The 21,844-nt window shown below is 43.2% G+C and carries 27 protein-coding genes; all 27 read right to left on the reverse strand.

Features of this window, described 5'->3' with window-relative positions:
* Positions 1-22: 22 nt before the first annotated feature.
* The 27 genes from pgeF to BXY41_RS14180 all read right to left on the reverse strand — a co-directional run bounded on the left by pgeF (position 23) and on the right by BXY41_RS14180 (position 21,821).
* Positions 23-877: a peptidoglycan editing factor PgeF gene (pgeF, locus tag BXY41_RS14050; RefSeq protein ID WP_104437493.1), complete on the reverse strand. Its 855-nt coding sequence runs from the start codon at positions 875-877 to the stop codon at positions 23-25.
* Positions 878-890: 13 nt separating this feature from the next.
* Positions 891-1,232 carry a YraN family protein gene (locus tag BXY41_RS14055; protein WP_104437494.1) on the reverse strand — a complete coding sequence of 114 codons (342 nt, stop codon included), beginning with the start codon at positions 1,230-1,232 and terminating at the stop codon, positions 891-893.
* Positions 1,225-1,881: a ribonuclease HII gene (gene rnhB, locus BXY41_RS14060; RefSeq protein WP_104437495.1), complete on the reverse strand. Its 657-nt coding sequence runs from the start codon at positions 1,879-1,881 to the stop codon at positions 1,225-1,227. Before rnhB ends, BXY41_RS14055 begins: the two co-directional genes overlap by 8 nt.
* Positions 1,882-1,952: 71 nt before the next feature.
* Entirely contained in the window at positions 1,953-2,798 is an 846-nt protein-coding gene (gene ylqF, locus BXY41_RS14065; RefSeq protein ID WP_104437496.1) for a ribosome biogenesis GTPase YlqF, read from the reverse strand.
* A gap of 9 nt (positions 2,799-2,807) precedes the next feature.
* On the reverse strand, positions 2,808-3,359 hold the full coding sequence (lepB, locus tag BXY41_RS14070) for a signal peptidase I (protein WP_104437497.1): 552 nt from the start codon (positions 3,357-3,359) through the stop codon (positions 2,808-2,810).
* A 62-nt stretch (positions 3,360-3,421) separates the two neighbouring features.
* The gene (gene rplS / locus BXY41_RS14075; RefSeq protein WP_104437498.1) at positions 3,422-3,769 is read right to left on the reverse strand and encodes a 50S ribosomal protein L19; all 348 of its coding nucleotides are present in this window, start codon (positions 3,767-3,769) and stop codon (positions 3,422-3,424) included.
* Between the two features lie 194 nt (positions 3,770-3,963).
* Positions 3,964-4,497, reverse strand: coding sequence for a metalloprotease family protein (locus BXY41_RS14080; RefSeq protein WP_104437499.1), 534 nt, complete (start codon positions 4,495-4,497; stop codon positions 3,964-3,966).
* A 15-nt stretch (positions 4,498-4,512) separates the two neighbouring features.
* On the reverse strand, positions 4,513-5,604 hold the full coding sequence (locus BXY41_RS14085) for a tetratricopeptide repeat protein (protein WP_104437500.1): 1,092 nt from the start codon (positions 5,602-5,604) through the stop codon (positions 4,513-4,515).
* Between the two features lie 167 nt (positions 5,605-5,771).
* Positions 5,772-6,518, reverse strand: a complete 747-nt coding sequence (gene trmD, locus BXY41_RS14090; protein WP_104437501.1) for a tRNA (guanosine(37)-N1)-methyltransferase TrmD — start codon at positions 6,516-6,518, stop codon at positions 5,772-5,774.
* A 21-nt stretch (positions 6,519-6,539) separates the two neighbouring features.
* Positions 6,540-7,049, reverse strand: a complete 510-nt coding sequence (gene rimM, locus BXY41_RS14095) for a ribosome maturation factor RimM (protein ID WP_104437502.1) — start codon at positions 7,047-7,049, stop codon at positions 6,540-6,542.
* A gap of 132 nt (positions 7,050-7,181) precedes the next feature.
* Entirely contained in the window at positions 7,182-7,409 is a 228-nt protein-coding gene (locus BXY41_RS14100; RefSeq protein ID WP_104437503.1) for a KH domain-containing protein, read from the reverse strand.
* 15 nt (positions 7,410-7,424) lie between these two features.
* Positions 7,425-7,667, reverse strand: a complete 243-nt coding sequence (rpsP, locus tag BXY41_RS14105; RefSeq protein ID WP_104437504.1) for a 30S ribosomal protein S16 — start codon at positions 7,665-7,667, stop codon at positions 7,425-7,427.
* 84 nt (positions 7,668-7,751) lie between these two features.
* Complete coding sequence (gene ffh, locus BXY41_RS14110) at positions 7,752-9,107, reverse strand: signal recognition particle protein (RefSeq protein WP_104437505.1); 1,356 nt, start codon at positions 9,105-9,107, stop codon at positions 7,752-7,754.
* A gap of 11 nt (positions 9,108-9,118) precedes the next feature.
* Positions 9,119-9,469 (reverse strand): YlxM family DNA-binding protein, encoded by a 351-nt coding sequence (gene ylxM, locus BXY41_RS14115; RefSeq protein ID WP_104437664.1) that lies wholly within the window; start codon positions 9,467-9,469, stop codon positions 9,119-9,121.
* 86 nt (positions 9,470-9,555) lie between these two features.
* Complete coding sequence (locus BXY41_RS14120) at positions 9,556-10,221, reverse strand: alpha/beta fold hydrolase (RefSeq protein WP_104437506.1); 666 nt, start codon at positions 10,219-10,221, stop codon at positions 9,556-9,558.
* An 11-nt stretch (positions 10,222-10,232) separates the two neighbouring features.
* A complete protein-coding gene (locus tag BXY41_RS14125) occupies positions 10,233-10,598 on the reverse strand; it encodes a VOC family protein (RefSeq protein WP_104437507.1) in 366 nt (121 codons plus the stop codon).
* 60 nt (positions 10,599-10,658) lie between these two features.
* Positions 10,659-11,948 (reverse strand): serine--tRNA ligase, encoded by a 1,290-nt coding sequence (gene serS / locus BXY41_RS14130; protein WP_104437508.1) that lies wholly within the window; start codon positions 11,946-11,948, stop codon positions 10,659-10,661.
* 130 nt (positions 11,949-12,078) lie between these two features.
* Positions 12,079-12,918, reverse strand: coding sequence for a pyridoxamine kinase (locus tag BXY41_RS14135; RefSeq protein WP_104437509.1), 840 nt, complete (start codon positions 12,916-12,918; stop codon positions 12,079-12,081).
* 10 nt (positions 12,919-12,928) lie between these two features.
* On the reverse strand, positions 12,929-13,516 hold the full coding sequence (locus tag BXY41_RS14140; protein WP_104437510.1) for an ECF transporter S component: 588 nt from the start codon (positions 13,514-13,516) through the stop codon (positions 12,929-12,931).
* Between the two features lie 96 nt (positions 13,517-13,612).
* The gene (locus tag BXY41_RS14145; protein WP_104437511.1) at positions 13,613-14,272 is read right to left on the reverse strand and encodes a thiamine diphosphokinase; all 660 of its coding nucleotides are present in this window, start codon (positions 14,270-14,272) and stop codon (positions 13,613-13,615) included.
* Positions 14,269-14,931, reverse strand: a complete 663-nt coding sequence (gene rpe / locus BXY41_RS14150) for a ribulose-phosphate 3-epimerase (RefSeq protein ID WP_104437512.1) — start codon at positions 14,929-14,931, stop codon at positions 14,269-14,271. Before rpe ends, BXY41_RS14145 begins: the two co-directional genes overlap by 4 nt.
* 1 nt (position 14,932) lies before the next feature.
* Positions 14,933-15,811, reverse strand: coding sequence for a ribosome small subunit-dependent GTPase A (gene rsgA, locus BXY41_RS14155; protein WP_104437513.1), 879 nt, complete (start codon positions 15,809-15,811; stop codon positions 14,933-14,935).
* A 10-nt stretch (positions 15,812-15,821) separates the two neighbouring features.
* On the reverse strand, positions 15,822-17,978 hold the full coding sequence (gene pknB, locus BXY41_RS14160; RefSeq protein WP_104437514.1) for a Stk1 family PASTA domain-containing Ser/Thr kinase: 2,157 nt from the start codon (positions 17,976-17,978) through the stop codon (positions 15,822-15,824).
* Complete coding sequence (locus BXY41_RS14165; protein ID WP_104437515.1) at positions 17,975-18,718, reverse strand: Stp1/IreP family PP2C-type Ser/Thr phosphatase; 744 nt, start codon at positions 18,716-18,718, stop codon at positions 17,975-17,977. The genes pknB and BXY41_RS14165 overlap by 4 nt, the downstream gene beginning before the upstream one ends.
* A gap of 20 nt (positions 18,719-18,738) precedes the next feature.
* Positions 18,739-19,776, reverse strand: coding sequence for a dual-specificity RNA methyltransferase RlmN (gene rlmN / locus BXY41_RS14170; RefSeq protein WP_104437516.1), 1,038 nt, complete (start codon positions 19,774-19,776; stop codon positions 18,739-18,741).
* Position 19,777: 1 nt separating this feature from the next.
* A complete protein-coding gene (gene rsmB, locus BXY41_RS14175) occupies positions 19,778-21,112 on the reverse strand; it encodes a 16S rRNA (cytosine(967)-C(5))-methyltransferase RsmB (protein WP_104437517.1) in 1,335 nt (444 codons plus the stop codon).
* Positions 21,105-21,821 carry a zinc metallopeptidase gene (locus BXY41_RS14180; protein WP_104437518.1) on the reverse strand — a complete coding sequence of 239 codons (717 nt, stop codon included), beginning with the start codon at positions 21,819-21,821 and terminating at the stop codon, positions 21,105-21,107. The genes rsmB and BXY41_RS14180 overlap by 8 nt, the downstream gene beginning before the upstream one ends.
* Positions 21,822-21,844: the final 23 nt, after the last annotated feature.

Consider the following 21,844-nt stretch of genomic DNA (forward strand, 5'->3'; position numbering starts at 1 on the left):
GTTCTTCCGGATTTTTATATCTCTATTCTTTTAAACTCAGAAATGCTGCCAGATTCCCTCTTTCATTACCGCAGGTACGGTGGGAAAACAGATAATCTGAATTGCAGTGGGTACAGATATCGGTTGTCTGTATGTGTTCCGGCTTCACGCCTGCCTCTTTTAACAGAATCTCATTGGCCTTCCACAAATCCAGCAGGAACTTGCCATTGTCTTTTTCCCGAAGGATCTGATTCCAGTTCTCTTTCGCAAATGCCTTTTTAAATTCCAGGGCAACCTCTTCCCCCACCTCATAACAGTCTCCGCAGATACTGGGACCAATACAGACAAGTAAATCTTCTGCTCTGGTTCCAAAAGCTTCCTTCATTTTTTCAATGGTCACTGCCCCCATACGGCTTACAGTACCTCTCCAGCCCGAATGGCTGAGTCCAATGGCTTTGTGTACAGGATCCAGGAAATATAGAGGAACACAGTCTGCAAAAAAAGTGACCAGAGTAATACCCGGGACATTGGTAATAAGCCCGTCTATATCTTTATAATCTCTTTCCTTACCGATTCCCTTGCCTGCATCCTCCTCCGTAACAAGACGGACGTTGGTGGTATGGGTCTGATAAGACAAAACCATCCTTTTTTCATCCACCCCAAGTACTGCAGCCATTCTCCTGTAATTCTCCATTACGTGATCCGGATTATCTCCTCTTGTAAATGTAAAATTAAGGGTTGCAAATTTGCCCTGACTGACTCCCCCAAGCTTTGTGGAAAATCCCTGGATCACCATTCCTGTCTTTTCCAGCATAGGAAAGGATAAATAAGGCACCGGATCTGACTCCATATAATTCATTCCCGGTTTTATATTTTTACGCTTCCATATAACACTCATTCCAGCACCTCCTTTAAAATGCATCCGAAATCAATCGGATTTCCTGACCTAAGATGGCCACTACATCAAACCTGCAAGGGACAGATTCCCCTAACCGGTTCCTATATAAATACCGTCTGGCTGTATTCCTGATTTTCAGCTGCTTTCTTGCATCCACCGCTTCAGCAGGGTCACCCATGTTGGCATTTTCCCGGTATTTCACCTCTACAAAAACATAATAGCTTCCATCTTTCGCTATTAAGTCAATTTCTCCTGACCGATCCCGGTAATTCCGCTCCAGAATCTCATAGCCGGCATGCTGTAAATAATCTGCAGCGATCTCTTCAAACCTGGATCCGGTCTCTCTCTTATTCACAATTCTCCCCAGACACGAAATTCTTAATAAAACTCCGTCTGTGTATGGGGCAGGGGCCAAACTCCCTCAGCGCCGCGATATGGGCGCCTGTGCCATATCCCTTATGCTTTGCGAAACCATATTGAGGGAAAAGTTTATCATACTCTTCCATCATATGATCTCTGGTTACTTTTGCCATAATACTGGCAGCTGCGATTGACACACTTTTTCCATCCCCTTTCACAATGGGAATCTGGGGAATCGTAAGACCCGGAATGGTCACCGCATCATTTAATAAAACCTCCGGCAGCATTCCCAGCTTGGAAACTGCTGTTCTCATGGCTTCATAAGTTGCCTGTAAAATATTGATCTCATCAATCCGGTCCGGACCTGCCACTCCAAGCCCGATTGCCAGTGCTTTTTCCTGTATTTCTTCAAACAAAGCTTCCCTGCGTTTCTCAGACAGCTTTTTGGAATCATTGAGAAAAAGGATTTCACAATCTCTGGGTAAAATAACCGCTCCGGCAACCACAGGTCCGGCTAAAGGTCCCCTTCCGGCTTCGTCAATTCCGCAAACCAGTACATGAGCCTCATATTCCCGTTCAAATTCCTTCATTACTTCCAATCGTTTCAGCTCTTCTAACCGTTTCTCTTCCGTTAATTTTCTCATCTTATTCTCTCCAGTAATTTCATTAAAAACATGGACCTGCTCTGAAAATGAGCCGGTCCATGGATGTATTCTTATGATTGCTGCGGAGTCTCAAGAGTGAGACGTCCTAATTTACCGCTTCTGAAATCCTCAATCAGCAGATTGGATGCCCGGTTTAAATCCAGTTCCCCGCCTCTTGCAAGACAAGCTCTGGCTCTGGCGATCTGCATCAGGCCCTCCAGGGGATCTTCCGCAGACAGGTCATAACGCTCCGACAACACCTGAGGATAGGAGCTCATTAAAAAACGGATCAGTTCCATGGCAAGCTCTTCTTTATTTAAGATCTCATCATTGATAGAACCAATGAGAGCAAGACGGATCCCCACCTGCTGATCTTCAAATCTTGGCCACAGGATTCCGGGTGTATCAAGAAGTTCCAGGCTTTTGTTCAGGCGGATCCATTGATTCCCCTTTGTAACACCTGGTTTATTGCCGGTCTTTGCACAGGCTTTGCCTGCAAAGGAGTTAATAAATGTGGATTTCCCCACATTGGGGATTCCCACTACCATGGCACGTACCGGTCGGTTTAAAATCCCCCTTCTCCTGTCCCGTTCAATCTTTTCCTTACAGGCTTCCAAAACAACACCATTGATTGATTTTAAGCCTGCACCACTTTTTGAATTCACTTTTACAACGTGGCATCCTTTTTCTTCGAAATAAGACGCCCATGCATTGTTACACCGTTCGTCTGCAAGATCCGATTTATTCAGCAGAACCAGACGGGCTTTTCCCGCGCCCAGATCATCAATATCCGGATTTCGGCTGCTTAAAGGCACTCTTGCATCTACCAGTTCGATAATCAAATCAATTAATTTGATATCTTCTTTCATTGCCCTTTTGGCTTTGGTCATATGACCTGGATACCATTGTATATTCATAACATTCCTCTATTTCGAACGAATTAATTCCAACTTTACTAAGGGCAGCATACGTAACCATATTTTCCCTTTGATCTGACTGCCGCTTACATTTCCGATATTGGAAAAACGGCTGTCTTCACTGCTGTCCCGGTTATCTCCTAATAAAAAATATTCCTCTTCACCCAGCTTCATTGGCTTTTCAGCCAGCCCCGCCAGGGATATCCGGCCAAGTCCTGCCGGTTCTTCTAACTTTTCGCCATTAATATAGATCTCATCGTTCTTAATCTGCACCGTCTCTCCTGGCAGTCCAACGATACGCTTTACATTCATCTTCTGGTCTTCTCTTTGAAACACAACCACATCAAACCGGTCGGGCTTCCCAAAATCATAGGACAGGCGATCCATTAATACAACATCGCCAGACGCAAAAAGGGGAAGCATGGAATGTCCCGCAATAACGATCTGAGTTCCATAAGCATAGACCAGAAACCATGCAAATGCAATCACTACAACGATGTCAACGATCCAGTTGACAAAATGGCGGAGCCTGTTATTATCTTCACTATGATAAAAATCCATTATGATACCCCACCTACTAAAGAAAGGGACAATTTACATTGTCCCTCTCAAATGTTCCGGAATTATTTAACCAGTTCTTTGACCTTAGCAGCCTTACCAACTCTGTCTCTTAAGTAATTCAGTTTCGCTCTTCTTACTTTACCCTTTCTTACAACTTCAATGTTGTCTACGGAAGGGGAATGTAATGGCCAGGTTTTCTCTACGCCGATACCGTTAGAATTCTTTCTTACAGTAAAGGTTTCTCTGGCTCCGCCGTTCTGTCTCTTGATAACGGTTCCTTCGAAAATCTGGATTCTTTCGCGGGTTCCCTCTTTGATCTTGTTGTATACTTTTACAGTATCACCAACGTGGAAAACCGGTACGGTCTGCTTTAACTGAGCTGCTTCAATATTCTTAATAATTTCGTTCATTGTGTGAACCTCCTTGATTTTTATTTGATGTTCTTAATACTTCATACTGGAATCCGTAACAGAGGACCATCGCCTTTTCATCACAACATTTTGTATTTTAACATAAAGGATTGTCGAATGCAACCTTTTTTAATGATTATTATTCCCTTAAGTTAATGAGGCTAAACATGCCGGGTGGTTTCAGCTTCATCCTGTTAAAATAATAAGAACAGGTTGGGAATAATCATGGCAATGGCTGCTGCATAGATAGCATCTAACCATACAACGGAGCCAATTGCTCCCACATAGATCAGCCCAATTACTGGTGCAACAATCAGTTTAACCAGCACATTAACATTTTTATTTTTCAGTATGTTATTTACCAATACCTTAGCGTCACCAGTACTGGGAAATGCATGCATAAGAGCGGAAAATCCGATCCAGCCCAATAATAGATTTAATGGATTTGAGTAATCTTTAAAAATAATTAAATCTATGGCAGCTGGCGATAAAATGATCATACCAATCAGTGTATTGATTAAAAACGGTCCTGTAGAAATTAAAAAGGTTTTGAGAGGATCCTGTGTTGCTTCATGCAGCACATATCCACAAGGATTAGAAAACTGAAAATATTTCACCTCATATACCGGAACCCTCATCAGGCGGCAAAAAATCTGGTGTGCAAGTTCATGAATGATTACACCTGGAAACGTGACAACTGATACAATGATACCTGGAACAAAAAACATAGCAAGGCCTCCTCCTTATTCGTCTATATAATACTCATGGAGAGATAAGTTCCCATCCAGATAACTCTTAAAATCTGCATCTAATTCATTTCCCTTGGAAACATACTCTTTAACAAGTGCATCTGCATCCGCGTTCTTTGCGTTTTCTTTCAGCGCAATCAGATAAGTTTCCCACACATAGTCCCCTTCCGGATTCTGCTCATATGCTTTTGAAGCCAGATCCAGACCTTCTTCTTTCTTTCCTTCCAAAAGCCTGATAATTGCAAGTCCGCGGGAAGCTGAGCTGTAGGTTTTATCCGCAAGCAGCACCTCGTTATAGCAGTTTTCCGCATATTGTAAATCTCCCTGCCGCCGCGACAGAGTGGCTAACTGAACCTTTGCGTCTAACATGTTATTATCTTCCTGAATGGAGTTTTCAAGACAGCTCCTGGCTTCGCCAGCATCTTGGGCAAACATGGACATGTAATAATAAACCAGTGCCTTATCCTGTTCCGGATCACTTAGCAGCTGATTTAAATAATCATAGCCCGTTTCTAATACTTCTTCCTTAGATTTGGCCTCCTCCAGCTTAGATTGCATATTCTGAACAGTATCATAAGTATTGAAGAATCTGTCTAATTTATCTATGTACCGGTTCAATCTGGCAACGGTATCTGCCTCCATTTTTTTCCCGGATAAATTGTTGGAAATTACATACGACGCATCATCATAAAATCCACCATCCATGGCAATATCAGTCAACCGGACTGCAACAGGAACGGAACCCGGATATTGCTCCACAACAGTATGCAGACCCTGGATCGCTTCAACGATATCCCCATTGGCAGCTTTGGCCTCTGCTTTTACATATATTTTATAGGATTTAATAACTTTGGGAAAGCGAATAAAAGCGAATCCCAACAAAACAATAATAATAGCTGAAAAAACAATAAAAAGTTTCGGAACCGGGTAGCGGATGAATCGTTCCCGGCAGGCACTGCACAACACGGAATCTGCATTTTCAGAACGGTCGATTACTCCATGCCCACATGCTCCGCACCTATTTTCAGTTTCCCATTGGTCCTCTTGTCCGTAATTTATTTCTGGTACATTTGGTTCTTCCTGCATTTTCTAAACTCCTTTATTTATTGGATAAAGCCTCCTTTTAAGTTATCGGTCACACATATTGTTATATTAAGCAAAAATAGTGAAGTACTGTAATCATTACCTGATTTTCCCATAAAAAATGCGGAGTTGCTGATAATAGCAGCATTCTCCGCATTAGAACCGTTCATTTACTCCCCGTTTTCCAATTCTTTCAAAAGCTTATTTAAATATTCCACTTCTTTTTTTGACAGTACCGCTTCTTCTAAAAGATCCGGTCTCCTCTCCAGAGTCCGCTTAATGGATTGCTCCCGTCTCCAGATGTCAATATTTTTATGGTGTCCGGACAACAAAACCTCCGGAACCTTTAATCCCCTGTACTCCTCCGGTCTGGTATACTGGGGATACTCAAGGAGATTGTCATGAAAGGATTCAAATTCGGCAGATGTCTCATTCTTTAATACGCCTGGTATTAAACGGGAGATACAGTCTATCATCACCATGGCAGGGAGTTCCCCGCCAGTCAGCACATAATCACCGATGGAAAGGAAGTCCGTTGCAACAAGATTCAATGCTCTCTCATCAATTCCCTCATAGTGACCGCACAAAAAAACCAGATCCTCTTCTTTTGCCAGTTCTCCTGCGATGGTCTGATTAAATACGGTTCCCTGGGGGGTCATGTAAATCACACGGGGCTTTTTGCCAATCTTATTACACAGATCGTCGTAAGCTTCGCATATGGGCATAGGCTGCATCACCATTCCGGCTCCGCCTCCATAGGGATAATCATCCACACTGTGGTGCTTATCTGTGGAATAGTCTCTGATGTCAATTGCTTCTATGGATAACAGACCTTTTTCTACAGCTCTGCCGATAATGCTGGTATTTAAACCGTTTAAGACCATATCAGGAAAAAGCGTCAATATATGATAATTCATTCTTTATTTCTACCCCTATCCTTAGTCCAGAAGCCCGTCCATCATATGAACCGTTACAACTTTCTTCTCCAGATCCACATTCAGAACGCATTCTTTAATTGCAGGCAGAAGCACCTCTCTGCCATCCGTCATTTTGACCTCATAGACATCATTGGCTCCTGTCTTAATTACATCGGTCAATGTACCCAGCTCTTCCCCATCGTCTTTTACCACCAAAAGACCGATCAGGTCAATAATAAAGTTTTCATCAGGGCCCAGTTTTACTGCCAGATCTCTTGTGATTAAAAGATCTTTACCCTTGTATTTTTCAATTTCATCAATGGAATCATATCCCTTAAATTTCAGGATGACCATATTTTTAAAGAATTTTACTCCCTCAATTTCCAAATCCATCTGTTCCCGGCCTGTGTCGAGAATCACTTTCTTTAACTGTTTAAAACGGGCGGAATCATCCGTCGTTGGAAACACCTTTACTTCTCCCTTTACCCCATGGGTGGAAGAAATCACTCCGACTCTTAGTAAATTATCCATTTGTCTCTCCATATCATATAAAAGAAACCGGATATTACTATCCGGCTTAATTCTGGACGCTGCTTCGTAAACCTTTGGTTTATGAAAGCAAAAGAAGACCGTCTTCCCGACAGGTCGGCGGTCTTTTAAAAGTTACTGTATCTCAACAGTAACTTTTTTATCTTCTTTGGAAGCTGCTGCTTTTACAACAGAGCGGATGGCTTTCGCTATTCTGCCCTGTTTGCCAATTACCTTACCCATATCGGAAGGTTCTACCGTAAGTTCAAGGACGATTTCATCGTCTTTTACAGTCTCCGTAACAGCAACATGATCTGGATTATCAACCAGTGCTCTTGCAATTACTTCTACTAATTCCTTCATATGCTTCACCTCTCACTACTGGATACCGGCGATCTTTAAAAGCTTGCTTACAACTTCTGTTGGCTGAGCACCTGTTGCTAACCACTTTTTAGCGTTCTCTTCGTTAAACTTGATTACGCTTGGTTCTGTGGTAGGATCATAGTATCCAACTTCTTCGATGAATCTGCCATCTCTGGGAGATCTGGAATCTGCAACTACAATTCTATAGAAAGGAGCCTTTTTCTGACCCATTCTTTTTAATCTCATTTTTACTGCCATGTTCTAATTCACCTCCTTAAATCTTAAATTGTGAAACTTATATATAGCGACGCAGGTATCTGCCTTGCTAACATCAAAGTAATATTAAAACGGTAATTTCAGTTTTCCAAGGAGTCCTGCGCCACCGCGGCGTTTTCCTCCGCCAAGCATTCCGGGCAGCTGTTTCATCATCTTCTTCATCTGATCAAACTGCTTTACAATCCGGTTCACTTCACTGATATCAACCCCTGCACCCTTTGCTACCCGCTGTTTTCTAGACGCGTTCTTCATTAAATCGGGATTGGTCCGTTCTTTGTTCGTCATTGAAAGGATAATTGCTTCCACCCGGTCCATGGCCTTTTCATCAATATCCATATCCTTCATCTGTCCCATGCCAGGCATCATACTCATAATGCTTGCCATACCGCCCATGTTTTTCACCTGGGTCATCTGCTCTAAAAAGTCATTGTAATCAAATTCTGCTTTTTTAAGCTTCTGGGAAAGTTCTCTGGCTTTTTCTTCATCAACCTGGGTTTCTGCCTTTTCAATCAGAGAAAGGATATCTCCCATGCCTAAAATACGGGAAGCCATACGGTCCGGATAAAACTGCTCCAAATCGGACAGTTTTTCACCCATACCAACATAAAGCACCGGCTTACCTGTAACAGCACGGATGGATAATGCGGAACCGCCTCTTGTATCGCCATCCAGCTTCGTTATGATGACACCGTCAATTCCAATCTTATCATGGAACATACTGGCTACATTCACGGCATCCTGTCCTGTCATGGCATCAACAACCAGAATCGTCTGATGAACTTCAACGCTTTCTTTTATTTCTATCAGCTCATTCATCATGTCTTCATCAATATGAAGACGGCCTGCTGTATCAAGAATCACAACATTCTGTCCATTCTTTGCTGCATAAGCCATGGAAGCCTTGGCAATATCAGCCGGCTTCTGGTTTTCTCCCATGGAAAATACGGGAACGCCCTGCTTTTCACCGTTGATCTGCAGCTGTTTAATGGCTGCAGGACGATAAATGTCACAGGCAACCAAAAGTGGATTTCTTCCTTTTGCCTTTAACTTACCGGCAATCTTGGCTGTGGTCGTTGTCTTACCTGCACCCTGCAGACCAGCCATCAAAATGACTGTAATCTCACTTGCGGGCTTCAGTTCTATTTCTGTTGTTTCAGAACCCATGAGTTTCACAAGTTCTTCATTAACAATCTTTATTACCATCTGGCCGGGAGTAAGGCTGTTCTGGACATCCTGTCCAATGGCTCTCTCCTGCACAGCATTGATAAACTGTTTTACTACCTTAAAGTTAACATCTGCTTCCAAAAGAGCCATCTTAACTTCTTTTAAGGCTGTCTTTACATCTGCTTCGGACAAACGTCCTTTGCCTCTTAAATTCTTAAATACATTCTGTAACTTATCGGATAAGCTCTCAAAAGCCATCTAACGCCCTCCTAATGAGCTTCCAGCTCGATGATTTCGCCCGATATCTCTTCGATGCGATGGATCAGACTCATATCCTTTGTCTCGGCAAACTGCGCCGTTAAATTCCGGATTTCTCTTGCCAGTCCCTTGGTTTTTTCAAATTTTTCTACCAGATGAAGCTTTTCTTCATAGCCCTCTAATATCTTATCACATCGCTTTACAAGATCATGAACGCCCTGACGGCTGATTCCGTGTTCCTGTGCAATCTCACTGAGGGATAAATCGTATAATACCACATCTTCATAGATGTTTCTTTGATGCTCTGTCAGCAGAGCTCCGTAGAAATCATACAAAAGTCCCTGTCTTGCAATCTTCTCCATATCATCACCTGTGATATCATACAATACTTTTTTTAAGGTGTCAAGTATTTTTTCTTTACACCCTTTAAAAATAATCAGGTTTCCGCTTACTCCCGGTTCATGATAAATTTTTTCATACAAAAATAAAGCTTTCTGCTGTGAATTACATAACTTCCATGGGTTTCCCCAGGCAGAATCCTTAAAAGACTGGTTTTAATCTTTGATGCCAGATACTCCGTATGAGAGGGGAGTACCATATCTCTTTCACCAGCCAGTATGAGAGTTGGAATGGAAATCTGTTCCAGTTCCTTACCGGATAGCTGTGGTTCGTTTAACATCATAAAAACCTTGGGATCACGAAACAGAAACCCAAGAAGCCCAAACAGAATCAGCCACCTGCGTTTCATCCCTTCCGGATAGGCGTTGGCACCGCAAATCACCATTCTGGAGAAGAGCCGGGGATACGTTACCGCTGCCACAAGCCCGATGATTCCTCCGTCGCTGAATCCACAGTAAATAGGACGGTCCAGTTCTATGAGCCGGATGAACTCCGCCACATCCTTTGCCATTTTATCGTAACTGATATTCTCTTTTCCGGAGCTTTTTCCATGTCCTCTGGAGTCCAGGGCATAGACTGTAAAATCATTAACCAGCAGGTCTATGGTCTCTTTAAAGATCCTGTGGTCTTCCCCGTTTCCATGGACCAGAATCACAGCCGGTCCTCTGCCCGATACTTCATAATGAAGCCGGATCCCGTTTACTGTTATAAACACCTGATTTCTCCTTATTTAGCAGGAACTATTTCCAGCCAGTATCCGTCCGGATCACTGATAAAATAAATTCCCATTCCTGGATTCTCAAAACAGATTACACCCATTTCCTTATGCTTTTTATAGCACGCTTCATATTCATCGGTATGAAAGGCAAGATGAAATTCACATTCCCCAAGATTATAGGGTTCTGTGCGGTCCGTTAAATAAGTCAGTTCCAGTGTAAAATCAGTTTTTCCATCTCCTAAATAAACCAGGCGGAAGGACCCATCCGCGGCCGTCTTTTCCCGTACCGGAAAGAGACCAAGTGCTTCTTTATAAAATTTCAGACTTTTTTCCAGATCAAGTACATTAAAATTGAAGTGATTGAAGGTAATCATGACGGTTCTCTCCTTTTCAAAAAGAGTCCGACCTTATTAAAAAGCCGGACTTAAACGTTATTACTTCTTTGGTACAAGTGCTTTCATACCGCCCATATATGGCTGTAATGCCTCGGGAATCTTAACAGTTCCATCTGCCTGTAAATTGTTCTCCAGGAAGGCAATAAGCATTCTTGGCGGAGCAACAACTGTATTATTCAGAGTGTGGGCAAAATATTTCTGACCATCTTCACCAGATACACGGATCTTTAATCTTCTTGCCTGTGCATCTCCTAAATTGGAACAGCTTCCAACTTCAAAATATTTCTTCTGTCTTGGAGACCATGCTTCTACGTCCACAGATTTTACCTTTAAATCCGCAAGATCGCCGGAACAGCATTCTAAGGTTCTTACCGGGATATCCAGAGTTCTGAATAAATCAACGGTGTTCTGCCACAGTTTCTCATACCAGTCCATGCTCTCTTCCGGTTTGCAGACAACAATCATCTCCTGCTTCTCAAACTGATGAATACGGTAAACACCGCGCTCCTCCAGTCCATGAGCTCCCTTTTCTTTTCTAAAGCAAGGAGAATAGCTGGTAAGTGTCTGAGGAAGCTTTGATTCAGGAAGGATGGTATCAATAAATTTTCCGATCATGGAATGTTCACTGGTACCGATTAAATACAGATCCTCTCCTTCTATTTTATACATCATGGCATCCATCTCAGCAAAACTCATAACTCCGGTCACTACTTCACTGCGGATCATAAAAGGAGGGATGCAGTAAGTAAAGCCCCGGTCAATCATAAAATCTCTTGCATAGGAAATGACAGAGGAGTGAAGTCTTGCAATATCACCCATCAGATAATAAAAACCATTGCCTGCAACCTTTCTTGCGCTGTCAAGATCGATTCCGTCAAAGCTTTCCATTATTTCTGCATGGTACGGGATATCAAACTCCGGCACTACAGGCTCACCGTAGCGCTGTACTTCCACGTTCTCGCTGTCATCCTTACCAATCGGAACACTGGGATCTATAATATTAGGAATAGTCATCATGATCTTTTTGATCTTTTCATCCAGTTCGCTTTCCTTCTTCTCCAGTTCAGCCAGATGGTCAGAAGCATCGGTTACCAATCGCTTCAGCTCTTCTGCTTCTTCTTTCTTACCCTGTCCCATCAAGGCACCGATCTGTTTGGAAAGTTTGTTGCGTTCCGCTCTTAAAGCATCTCCTTCCTGCTTTGCTGCGCGGTTTTGCTCGTCCAGTTCAATTACTTCATCAACCAGCACAAGCTTGCTGTCCTGAAATTTATTTTTGATGTTCTGCTTTACAATTTCAGGATTTTCTCTTACAAACTTTAAATCTAACATGGTATTCCTCCTGGTTTTTCCTCAATATTTTCTGCGAATCTAATCCGCATAATAATCTGCCGTTGATTATACTACAAAAAAAGGGCAAAGAAAAGCCCTTTTCCTAAAATTCCCCATCTCTCTTCCGATTTTACTGACGAATAAGCAAAGACAGGATCTCTTCAAAACAAACACCATTCTCTATGGGTACATTCAGCTCATCCGAAACAAGAATACTCTTTTTCACAAAATGGGCTGCTTTTTTTACATTTTCCGGCAAAGGCACACCTTTGACAGCCTGGGCTGCTATGATACTGGCAAATACATCTCCGGTACCAGGTCTGTCGTTACCAGCTTTTAAAGACTTAAGATACTTCACCTCTAAGCCCTTTTCCGCCACCACATTGGTGACAAAGGCTCCTTCCCTCACTCCTGTAATGACTGCCGAGCCAGGACCCATGCTTATTATTTCCTGTGCCATATCAGCCAGTTCTTTTCTGGTCCAGCCGGTCGGGCGATACTGCCTTCCAGTGAGAATACATGCTTCCGTCAGGTTCGGGGTTACGATATCACCGGATTCTACCAGGGTTCTCATGCGGCCGCACATCTCTTTCGTATAGGTCTGGTAGGCCTTCCCGTTGTCACCCATAATAGGATCAATAATAACCATGGTTTTTTCTGTTTTAAAATTCCGGATCATATCAGTAACGATATCAATCTGAGCCTCGGAACCTAAAAATCCAGTAAAAATGCCATCAAAATCCAGATCCAGTTTTTTCCACTGTTCCAGAAATAAAGGCATCTTATCGGTATAATCATCGAAAAAACAGGTTGGAAAACCGGTGTGATTGGATAATATGGAAGTTGGAACCGGACAGCACTGCACCTTTAATGCAGATATAATTGGCATGGCCACTGTTAAGGAGCAGCGGCCATAGCCTGAAAGGTCATGAATTGCAGCTATTTTTTTCTGTTTACTTTCTTTTGTCATACCAATGCTCCTAAGATATTCTGGAAAATAATCCTGACCGCACCAACGCATTTCTAAGGGGCATATAGATCAGAACAGATACAATCCCCGATGTGACTGCATTGATGGAAGTGGAAGCAACGTTGTAAACCAGAGCCAGGTCTGCTGCCGGTTTACCAAGAATAAGAAGCTTGTAAAAATATCCCACCACAGGATCAAATATCACATTAAATAAAAGTCCGGCGGCAGCCGCCAGTATGGTCCACTTAAAAATGTGCCTGCTGTTACTGGATTCATTGATCTTGCCGATCCTATGGGCAACCAATCCTGTAATCAGTCCGATGCACAATTTCAAAACAAATGTCTTTGGGGCATATATGATATAAACCGGATCAAATAAATCACCGATGGTCATCCCGATGGCACCGCCCAGACCGCCATATAATCCGCCAAGAAGCAGTGCACCAAGTACACAGACAGCATTGCCTAAGTGAATGGAAGTGGCATCTCCTCCCGGAAGTGTTATTTTAAACTGAAGAAATGTGAAAACCACATAAGACATGGCTGCAAAAAGCCCGGTCAGTGAAACTTTGTGAATGGTCTTATTTGTTTGATTCATGGATAATTCCTCCCTTGCTGCTTTTATTGCACTTAATCTTAGCACGCAAGTGGAATGATATAAATATCCAGTTTTGACTTATTAAACCATACCAGTTTAATCGTGGGATTCCACGCAGATCAGTACGCCGGAATCAAATTCAATGGAACCAGACTCTCCTTTCAGTTCATTGCTGATACAAAGGCTTGTCCCTATGGAAATATCTTTTTTCGTCAGAGGGTATTTAAATCCCGTAAGAGTAATCCCTTTTACTTCCATACTCAGCGGAAGAAAGGAGATATAAGTCCCCCACATTTTTTCCGCTTCGAATACTCTTCCTTTATCTAAAATGGTAATGTAATTTTTCGGGTCTACAATGGAAGCATCCACTCCCTGCTTTAAGCAGAAATAAAGCAGATGAAGATTGCCCATAAAGTGATCAAGCCTGCCTCCCGTCGCTCCCAGAAGCACAAGTTTTCTGCATCCTAAATTCATGGCGGTAGAAATAGCCAGCTCTGTATCTGTCTCATCCTTTTCCGGCTTGTGAATGTCCCATGTAATCTCACCTGAAAAGCTCCGGTATTGGGAAAGAACCGATTCTTCCACAGTATCAAAATCACCCACTACCGCATCCGGCTTTAAATCGAGCTGTGACAGGGCTGTAAGACCTCCATCAACTGCAATGATTTTATCAAAGGCCTGATCTGCCAGAAAAGTCCTGGCAAAATCAAAATCTATGGTTCCTCCCGTAACGATTAATCCAGTCCGTTCTTTCACCTTTCATATTCCTCAAAAATATCCAAAAATTTTCTGGTATTGGCTGCTGCGTCACCTTTAAATACAGCAGATCCTGCTACAAAAACATTGGCACCTGCTTCAATGAGATCTCTTACATTATCGCAGGTAACACCACCATCGACCTGTATATCAGTCTCCAGTCCCCGCTGTTTTATCATCGAGCGCAGATTTCTTACCTTTTCCAATGTGTACGGTATAAATTTCTGTCCGCCAAATCCCGGGTTCACAGTCATAATCAGCACCATATCCAGTTCTGGCAAAATACAGTCAAGAACAGACAGTGGGGTGGCAGGATTTAACGCAACCCCGGCTTTCAGTCCGGCTTCCTTAATCTGGTTAACCGTCCTGTCTAAATGCCTGCATGCCTCCGCGTGAACGCAGATTAAATCTGCACCAGCCGCTTTAATATCTGAAATATAACGTCCTGGCTCCTCCACCATCATATGAACATCAAATATACGGTCTGTGCAGCTTCTAAGGCTGGCAATCACCGGCATTCCAAATGAAATGCTGGGTACAAACGCGCCATCCATTACATCGAGATGAATATACCGGGCTCCCGCATTTGCAGTATCGGTCACCTGTTGTCCAAGATTTTTAAAGTCTGCCGCTAAGATTGAGGGGGCAAGTATAAGCATGTTAGTATCTCCTTTTTTCTTTCAGTTCCTCATACAGAAGCCGGTAATTATCATAACGGCTCTGACTGATTTTTCCTTCTGTGACGGCATCTTTTACGCCGCAGACTTTTTCGCCAATGTGCACACAGCCCAAAAATCGGCAGTCCGGCTCATAGGGCTCAAATTCAGGAAAATATTCCTTTAAGCGGCCGCACTCCATGTCCTCTAAATACATGGAGCTAAAGCCGGGTGTATCCATCATGTAGGTCTGGTTGCCAATTCCAAATAACTCCGAGTGTCTGGTGGTATGTTTCCCCCTCTGGATCTTTTCACTGATCCGTGCGGTTTCCATCTCTGCTTCCGGATAAAGCAGATTGGTCAGGGATGACTTGCCAACACCGGATGGTCCGGCCAGAACCGTGGTTTTTCCTGCAAGAATATCTCTCACAGTACCAATTCCTTTATTCTCATAAATACTTGTAAAATAAACGGGATAACCGGCCGCTTCATACATCTTACGCAGATCTGCCATTTTTTCATGTTCTGACAGATCAATTTTGTTAAAGCAGATATGAACGGGCACATCCTGGGATTCCATCATTACCAGAAAACGATCCAGCAGATTGAAATTAGGTTCCGGGTGAGTAATGGAAAACACAACCAGTGCCTGATCCACATTGGCAACCGCAGGGCGCACCAGGGCATTTTTTCTGGGCAGAATCTCTTCAATGTTTCCTTTTTGCTCTGCTTCATCAAGAACGGTAATCTCCACATCATCTCCTACAAGAGGTTTCACATTTCTGTTCCGGAATATTCCCTTGGCCTTACATTCGTAAAGATTCCCATCCTTACTGTGGACATAATAAAATCCAGCAATCCCTTTTAATATTTTTCCTGTCATATACGCTTCCTTAGGATTGGGGAACAGCTACAAAGGTAATTGCGTAAGAATTAACCACCTCACCTGTTTCCACATTTACAATTTCTACTGACCCGCTTGTTACATTATAGGCACCTTCTATATTTTTAAACGAAACCGGAAGCATCTGATCCCCTTTTAATGTGGTGGGTCCCATGAGTTCCCGAACGGTATCCTGTCCATTTACAGACTGTCTCAGCTGGATTTTTAATGTCAGCTGGGTACTTCCTGATCCCGGACCAATAATGTTCTGGAGGGAGAAGGATTTGTCAATGGACGCCAGATATTTATACTTGGATTCCTGTCCGTTTCCTGTGCTGATTACAAAATTCACAGCACTTCCTGATTCCACCTGAGTTCCCGCCGCAACAGACTGACTGATGACATTGCCTCTTGCCACCGTCTCAGAAGAAGCTTCGGTAACGGTTCCCTGAACCAGTCCGGCGTCAGCAAGCATCTCTACTGCAACCTCCTGTGTCTGTCCTGCCAGATTGGGCACAGCAACCGGATTGACCAGTGCCGGTCCGCTGCTGGAAAACAGGGTAATGGTTTCACCCTCTTTTGCCTCAGCCGGGCTATAACTGATAACCTTACCTGCCGCTACGGTATCGCTGTTTTTCTGTTCTACATTGACAACCAGTCCCTTGCCTTCCAGCAGAGACTTTGCAGAAGCGGTATCCATGGATTCAAGTTCCAGTTTTTTCAAGTCAACGGAGGCCTTCTCAGGTCCGTTGCTGATTACCACATAGACAGCAGAGTATTTATCCACAATCGTATTCGCCTTTGGATCCTGGGAAATCACATCTCCCTTATCCACTGTATCTGAATACTCATATTCACTGATTTTCATATACAGACCGCCGTTATCCTTTAACTTCTTTTCTGCGGTTTCAGAATCAAGACCACTGACATCAGGCATTTTCACCTGCTTTTCGCTGAGAGTCTCTTCCGTGGGGGCAACTGTAGTTGCAACCGTTTCTTTTCCGGATCCGGAACGGAATAATCCGCTCACTTTGGAAAATACAATTGCCAGAATTACAACAATAATAATGGCAGTCACCACTCCTGCCGCAGTTAAAAGCTTTTCAATCTTGGGATTGATATCCTCGTCATTATTATTTCTTCTGTTTCTGCCAGATCCCGGCTTTTCGTCGTAATTGGACGATGACTGGTATTTCTGACCATACTCCTGGCCTTTGGGGGCACGTTTTACCGGCTGCTCTGTCTGAGGCTTACGGCCGGAACGGATCTGCTCCAGTTCCGGTTTCCCGATAATAACGGTCTGTGAATCATCCACAGGGGGATGGTTCTGTACAAAATCCCCGTTTGGGTTAACCAGAGCCTTACGGAGGTCTGAAATCACTTCGTACATATTGGAATATCGGTATTCCGGCTTTTTCTCTGTGCTCTTTAATATGATATTTTCTAATGCCACCGGAATCATCTCATTAAAATAACTGGGCGGCGTAATCACAGATTCTAAATGCGCCAGAGCTACTGTAACCGTATTATCTCCCTGAAAGGGCACTCTGCCGGCAACCATCTCATATAATGTGATACCAAGTGAATAGATGTCACTTCTCACATCGCTGTAACCTCCACGCGCCTGTTCCGGCGATATGTAGTGAACCGATCCTACTGCTGTTGCGCTCATAGTCTGGGAAGACGCCGCTCTGGCAATACCAAAATCTGCCACCTTGACTTTTCCGTCTCTTGCAATAATAATATTCTGGGGCTTGATATCACGATGAATAATCCCCTGCTCATGGGCTGCTGCAATTCCCTGTGCAACCTGCATGGCAATGCCGATGGCTTCCTTAATATCAAGGCAGCCTTTTTTTATAATATAATTTTTTAATGTAATTCCTTCAATTAATTCCATTACAATAAAATGAAGATCACCCTCATCCACAACATCATAAATATTAACAATGTTCGGATGGGAAAGTCTGGCCGCTGACTGAGCCTCCATTTTAAACTTACCGACAAAATTACTGTCAGAACTGAATTCTTCCTTTAATACTTTAATGGCAACCAGGCGGTTTAATTTATGGCACAGGGCCTTATACACATCTGACATACCTCCGGAACCGATTTGTTCCAGTATTTCATATCTGTCCTGTAAAAATGTCCCCGGTCTTAAAATCATAAGCTTCCCTCCCTGCCAAGCTGAGGTTCCATTAAAACAACAGCAATATTGTCTTTCCCCCCATTATCATTGGCTACTGTAATTAATTTCTCTGCCTTCTCCGGCAGCTCCAGTTCCGAGCATATGATTTCCTCTATTTCAGCATCTTCCAGCATATTGCTAAGCCCGTCAGAACATAAAAGTATATAATCTCCCGGCTCCAGGCTGACTTCAAAAAAATCAATCTCCAGCTTATCTTCCGTCCCAACAGCTCTGGTTATAATATTCTTCTTTTCCCGATAATCCTTGCTTCCCCGTTCCAGCTGGCCCAATGATACCAGTTCTTCCACATAAGAATGGTCTCTTGTAATCTGTTTCAGCTGATTACGGATTAAGTAAAGGCGGCTATCTCCCACATTCGCCACATACATGGTTGAATCCTCAACTACAGCAGCGACCAGAGTGGTACCCATGCCGTTTAATTCCGGCTTTTTCTTAGATTCCTGATACAGTAACTGATTCACTTTTTCAATTCCATCTTTCAGTACCGCTACCGTTCCGGTGTCGTTTGCCATCTTAAAATGAGCCACCAGATTTTCGGCAATAAACCTGGAAGCATAGTCTCCAGCCTGATGCCCTCCCATGCCATCTGCAACAAGAAACAGATTGGGCAGCACACCCACAGGCTCAATTGAGGAAAAAACATAGTCCTGGTTTGCCGAACGGACTCTTCCGGTATCCGTCATAGCACAAGCCTTCATCGTAATATTCTCACTTCCTTTTACTCCTGATTTAAAAAACTTTTCCTAAGCTGTCCGCAGGCGCCATTAATATCCCTGCCCATTTCTCTTCTAATAGTAACATTAATTCCGTTTTTTTCAAGGAGATTTTTAAATGCCTCAATTGCTTTCCTGTCTGACTGCACATAATCCCGTTCCTTAATGGGATTGACCGGAATCAGATTGATATGTCCATGCTGGGCTTTTAAAAGAGACGCCAGTGCAGAGGCCTCTTTTAAGTTGTCATTTACGCCGCTTACCAGACTGTATTCAAATGTAATTCTTCTTCCTGTTTTTTCAAAATAAGTATGGCATGCCATAAGTACATCTGCAAGAGGATACCGGTTGGCTACCGGCATCAGACTTTTACGCACCTCATCATTTGGCGCATGGAGGGAAAGAGCCAGAGTGATCTGAAACTTCTCCTCAGCCAGTTTTAAAATTCCAGGCACAATTCCGCAGGTGGAAACCGTTAGATTTCTCTGACTGATGTTTAAGCCATTCTCATCAGTGAGAAGGCGGATAAACTGCACCAGATTTTCATAATTGTCAAGTGGTTCTCCTGAACCCATGACTACGACATTGGATACCCGTTCACCAGTAATCTTCTGAATCCGGTAAATCTGATCTAACATCTCAGCCGGACTTAAATTTCGTTCAAGTCCGTCAAGTGTGGATGCACAAAAGCGGCAGCCCATGCGGCATCCAACCTGAGAGGAGATGCACACGGAATTGCCGTGCTTGTATTTCATCAGTACGCTTTCAATCACATTGCCGTCGGAAAGACCAAATAAGTACTTTCTCGTTCCGTCTATCTGCGAGATCTTTTCTTCTACAACAGTAAGAGAAGGAAGCTCTGCCATCTCAGACAGTTTTTCCTTCAAAGTTTTTGGAAGGTTAGTCATTTCATCGTAGCTGGCCGCCAGTTTCTGATGAATCCATTCGTACAGCTGTTTCGCACGAAAGGGCTTTTCTCCGGCAGACACCAGGAAAGCCGTCAGTTCTTCCAGATTAAGAGATTTAATATCTGTTCTTTCCATCTTATTCTACCTTTTTTTGTAATACACCGATAAAAAATCCGTCACATGGATGAATTCCCGGCAAAAGCTGCATATATCCATGTTTCAAAGAATCTATCTGAAACTGGTCTTTGAACTTATCCTCCAGATCAACCGCCTGAAATGGAAAGTTCTCTAAAAACCATGCAAAATTTTCTTCATTTTCTTTTTTATCTATGGTACAGGTACTAAATATAAGCTTACCGCCTGGTTTTACATATGCCTGTACAACTGAGAGGATTTCCCTTTGCAGAGAAGCCAGTTCGTCTAAATTCTCAGGCTTGACCCTGTACTTAATATCAGGTTTTCTTCCCAGAATACCAAGACCGGAGCAGGGTAAATCAGCAAGCACGATATCTGCTTTCTCCACGGAATCAGAATCAGGAACCAATGCATCCCATACCTTTGCCCTGATATTGTCAAAACCACAACGGTCAATATTCTCCTGTATCAGACTCACCTTATATTCCGTTAAATCCCTTACCTCAACCATACCGGTTCCACTCAGCTTATCTGCCAGATGGATGCTCTTTCCTCCTGGTGCACCGCAGACGTCAATGCAAAAATCTCCTTCTTTGGGATCAGCTGCTTCTCCCACAAGAGCAGAGCTGATATCCTGGACCTGAATGTATCCTTTTTGAAAGGCTTCCAGACCTTCCATATAATCAAATTTTTCTAAAATGACCATATCTTCTGAAATGACCGACTCTGCCACCTGTACGTTTTGTTTCCTCAGACTGGAAAGAATCTCATCTTTCTCCGCTTTTGAGCTGTTTAAGCGTACTATGGTTTTACTGTTTTCTAAAAATGAGGCCATAACCGTATTTGTGGTTTCCTTACCATAATCCTGATTCCACATGGAGACAATCCAGGAAGGAACAGAATAACGAACACTGTCATCCGGCCAGGCCAGAGTTTCTTTATTTCTTGAAATGTTTCTCAAAACACCATTTACAAATCCTTTCAGACCAACGAATTTCCGTTTGGCAGCCAGCTTTACTGCCTCATTGCATACAGCGGAATCCGGGACCCGGTCCATATATAAAATCTGATAAACCGACATCCGCAGAATGCTGCGGATGACCGGCTTCATCTTTTTTACCTTTGTTGAAGAGAAAAAGTCAATGACGTAATCAATTTGTATTAAGTATTCCACTGTTCCTTCAACAGTCCTGGTTATAAAGGAACGTTCTGCTTTATCCAGATACTGGTATTTATTTAAGGCCTGACGCAGGATTATATGGCTGTATACAGAATGTTCTAATATTTCCATAAGAACATCCAGTACAATCTCCCTGCTGTCTGTGTCTTTAGTCATTATCTCTTCTTCCTCCAAATAATATAACAAGTCTCAGCAGCTGAAGTACCGTTGCCGCAAGTGCTGCCACATAGGTAAGAGCCGCTGCTCCAAGCACTTTTCTTGTGTGAGACAGTTCTTCATCTCCCAGAATCCCCACCTGTCCCAGTAAAACCACTGCTCTCCTTGAGGCATTAAACTCAACAGGGAGTGTAACCAGCTGAAATAAAACAGCCAGTGAAAACAAAATCAAACCAATATTTACTAAAGGTGAGCCTGCACCGCTGATAAAGAATCCCAGTAAAATAATGGGCAGCGCAGCCTGAGAACCGATATTCGCGGCAGGAACAATGGCACCTCGCAGCTTCAAAGGCACATATCCCGTATTATCCTGCATGGCATGTCCGCATTCATGAGCCGCCACACCGATTGCTGCAACGGAAGTTGAATCATAGACTGAATCGGATAAATTAACGGTTTTCGTTCTGGGATCATAATGATCGGACAGTCTTCCGCTGACCGGTCTTACCTGAACATCATAAATACCCTGGGAATTTAAAAGGCGCTTCGCAGCCTCTGCCCCTGTCATTCCGGACATACTTCTTACTTTGGAATACTTGTTAAAAGTACTGGTCACCCTGGCAGATGCAGCCATGGATAACAACGCACCAATGATTACAAAAATCCAGGTGGGGTCCATATAATACCCCATCATTCCACCATAATACATAATCAGATTCTCCTTTCCCGAAA

The sequence above is a fragment of the Lacrimispora xylanisolvens genome (genome assembly GCF_002934545.1).
Classification (GTDB): Bacteria; Bacillota; Clostridia; order Lachnospirales; family Lachnospiraceae; genus Lacrimispora; species Lacrimispora xylanisolvens.

Bases quoted from the DNA above. Each gene is read 5' to 3' on its own strand.
- ylqF (WP_104437496.1), bottom strand. From the start codon at position 2,798: ATGAATATACAATGGTATCCAGGTCATATGACCAAAGCCAAAAGGGCA.
- ffh (WP_104437505.1), bottom strand. From the start codon at position 9,107: ATGGCTTTTGAGAGCTTATCCGATAAGTTACAGAATGTATTTAAGAAT.
- trmD (WP_104437501.1), bottom strand. From the start codon at position 6,518: ATGAATTATCATATATTGACGCTTTTTCCTGATATGGTCTTAAACGGT.
- BXY41_RS14180 (WP_104437518.1), bottom strand. From the start codon at position 21,821: ATGTATTATGGTGGAATGATGGGGTATTATATGGACCCCACCTGGATT.
- BXY41_RS14100 (WP_104437503.1), bottom strand. From the start codon at position 7,409: ATGAAGGAATTAGTAGAAGTAATTGCAAGAGCACTGGTTGATAATCCA.
- rplS (WP_104437498.1), bottom strand. From the start codon at position 3,769: ATGAACGAAATTATTAAGAATATTGAAGCAGCTCAGTTAAAGCAGACC.
- pknB (WP_104437514.1), bottom strand. From the start codon at position 17,978: ATGATTTTAAGACCGGGGACATTTTTACAGGACAGATATGAAATACTG.
- BXY41_RS14085 (WP_104437500.1), bottom strand. From the start codon at position 5,604: ATGCAGGAAGAACCAAATGTACCAGAAATAAATTACGGACAAGAGGAC.
- BXY41_RS14165 (WP_104437515.1), bottom strand. From the start codon at position 18,718: ATGAAGGCTTGTGCTATGACGGATACCGGAAGAGTCCGTTCGGCAAAC.
- rimM (WP_104437502.1), bottom strand. From the start codon at position 7,049: ATGGATAATTTACTAAGAGTCGGAGTGATTTCTTCCACCCATGGGGTA.
- serS (WP_104437508.1), bottom strand. From the start codon at position 11,948: ATGTTAGATTTAAAGTTTGTAAGAGAAAATCCTGAAATTGTAAAGCAG.
- ylxM (WP_104437664.1), bottom strand. From the start codon at position 9,469: ATGGAGAAGATTGCAAGACAGGGACTTTTGTATGATTTCTACGGAGCT.
- lepB (WP_104437497.1), bottom strand. From the start codon at position 3,359: ATGGATTTTTATCATAGTGAAGATAATAACAGGCTCCGCCATTTTGTC.
- rlmN (WP_104437516.1), bottom strand. From the start codon at position 19,776: ATGGAAAGAACAGATATTAAATCTCTTAATCTGGAAGAACTGACGGCT.
- BXY41_RS14125 (WP_104437507.1), bottom strand. From the start codon at position 10,598: ATGATTACCTTCAATCACTTCAATTTTAATGTACTTGATCTGGAAAAA.
- pgeF (WP_104437493.1), bottom strand. From the start codon at position 877: ATGAGTGTTATATGGAAGCGTAAAAATATAAAACCGGGAATGAATTAT.
- rnhB (WP_104437495.1), bottom strand. From the start codon at position 1,881: ATGAGAAAATTAACGGAAGAGAAACGGTTAGAAGAGCTGAAACGATTG.
- rsgA (WP_104437513.1), bottom strand. From the start codon at position 15,811: ATGACAGGAAAAATATTAAAAGGGATTGCTGGATTTTATTATGTCCAC.
- BXY41_RS14140 (WP_104437510.1), bottom strand. From the start codon at position 13,516: ATGAATCAAACAAATAAGACCATTCACAAAGTTTCACTGACCGGGCTT.
- rpe (WP_104437512.1), bottom strand. From the start codon at position 14,931: ATGCTTATACTTGCCCCCTCAATCTTAGCGGCAGACTTTAAAAATCTT.
- rpsP (WP_104437504.1), bottom strand. From the start codon at position 7,667: ATGGCAGTAAAAATGAGATTAAAAAGAATGGGTCAGAAAAAGGCTCCT.
- BXY41_RS14080 (WP_104437499.1), bottom strand. From the start codon at position 4,497: ATGTTTTTTGTTCCAGGTATCATTGTATCAGTTGTCACGTTTCCAGGT.
- BXY41_RS14135 (WP_104437509.1), bottom strand. From the start codon at position 12,918: ATGACAAAAGAAAGTAAACAGAAAAAAATAGCTGCAATTCATGACCTT.
- rsmB (WP_104437517.1), bottom strand. From the start codon at position 21,112: ATGACTAAAGACACAGACAGCAGGGAGATTGTACTGGATGTTCTTATG.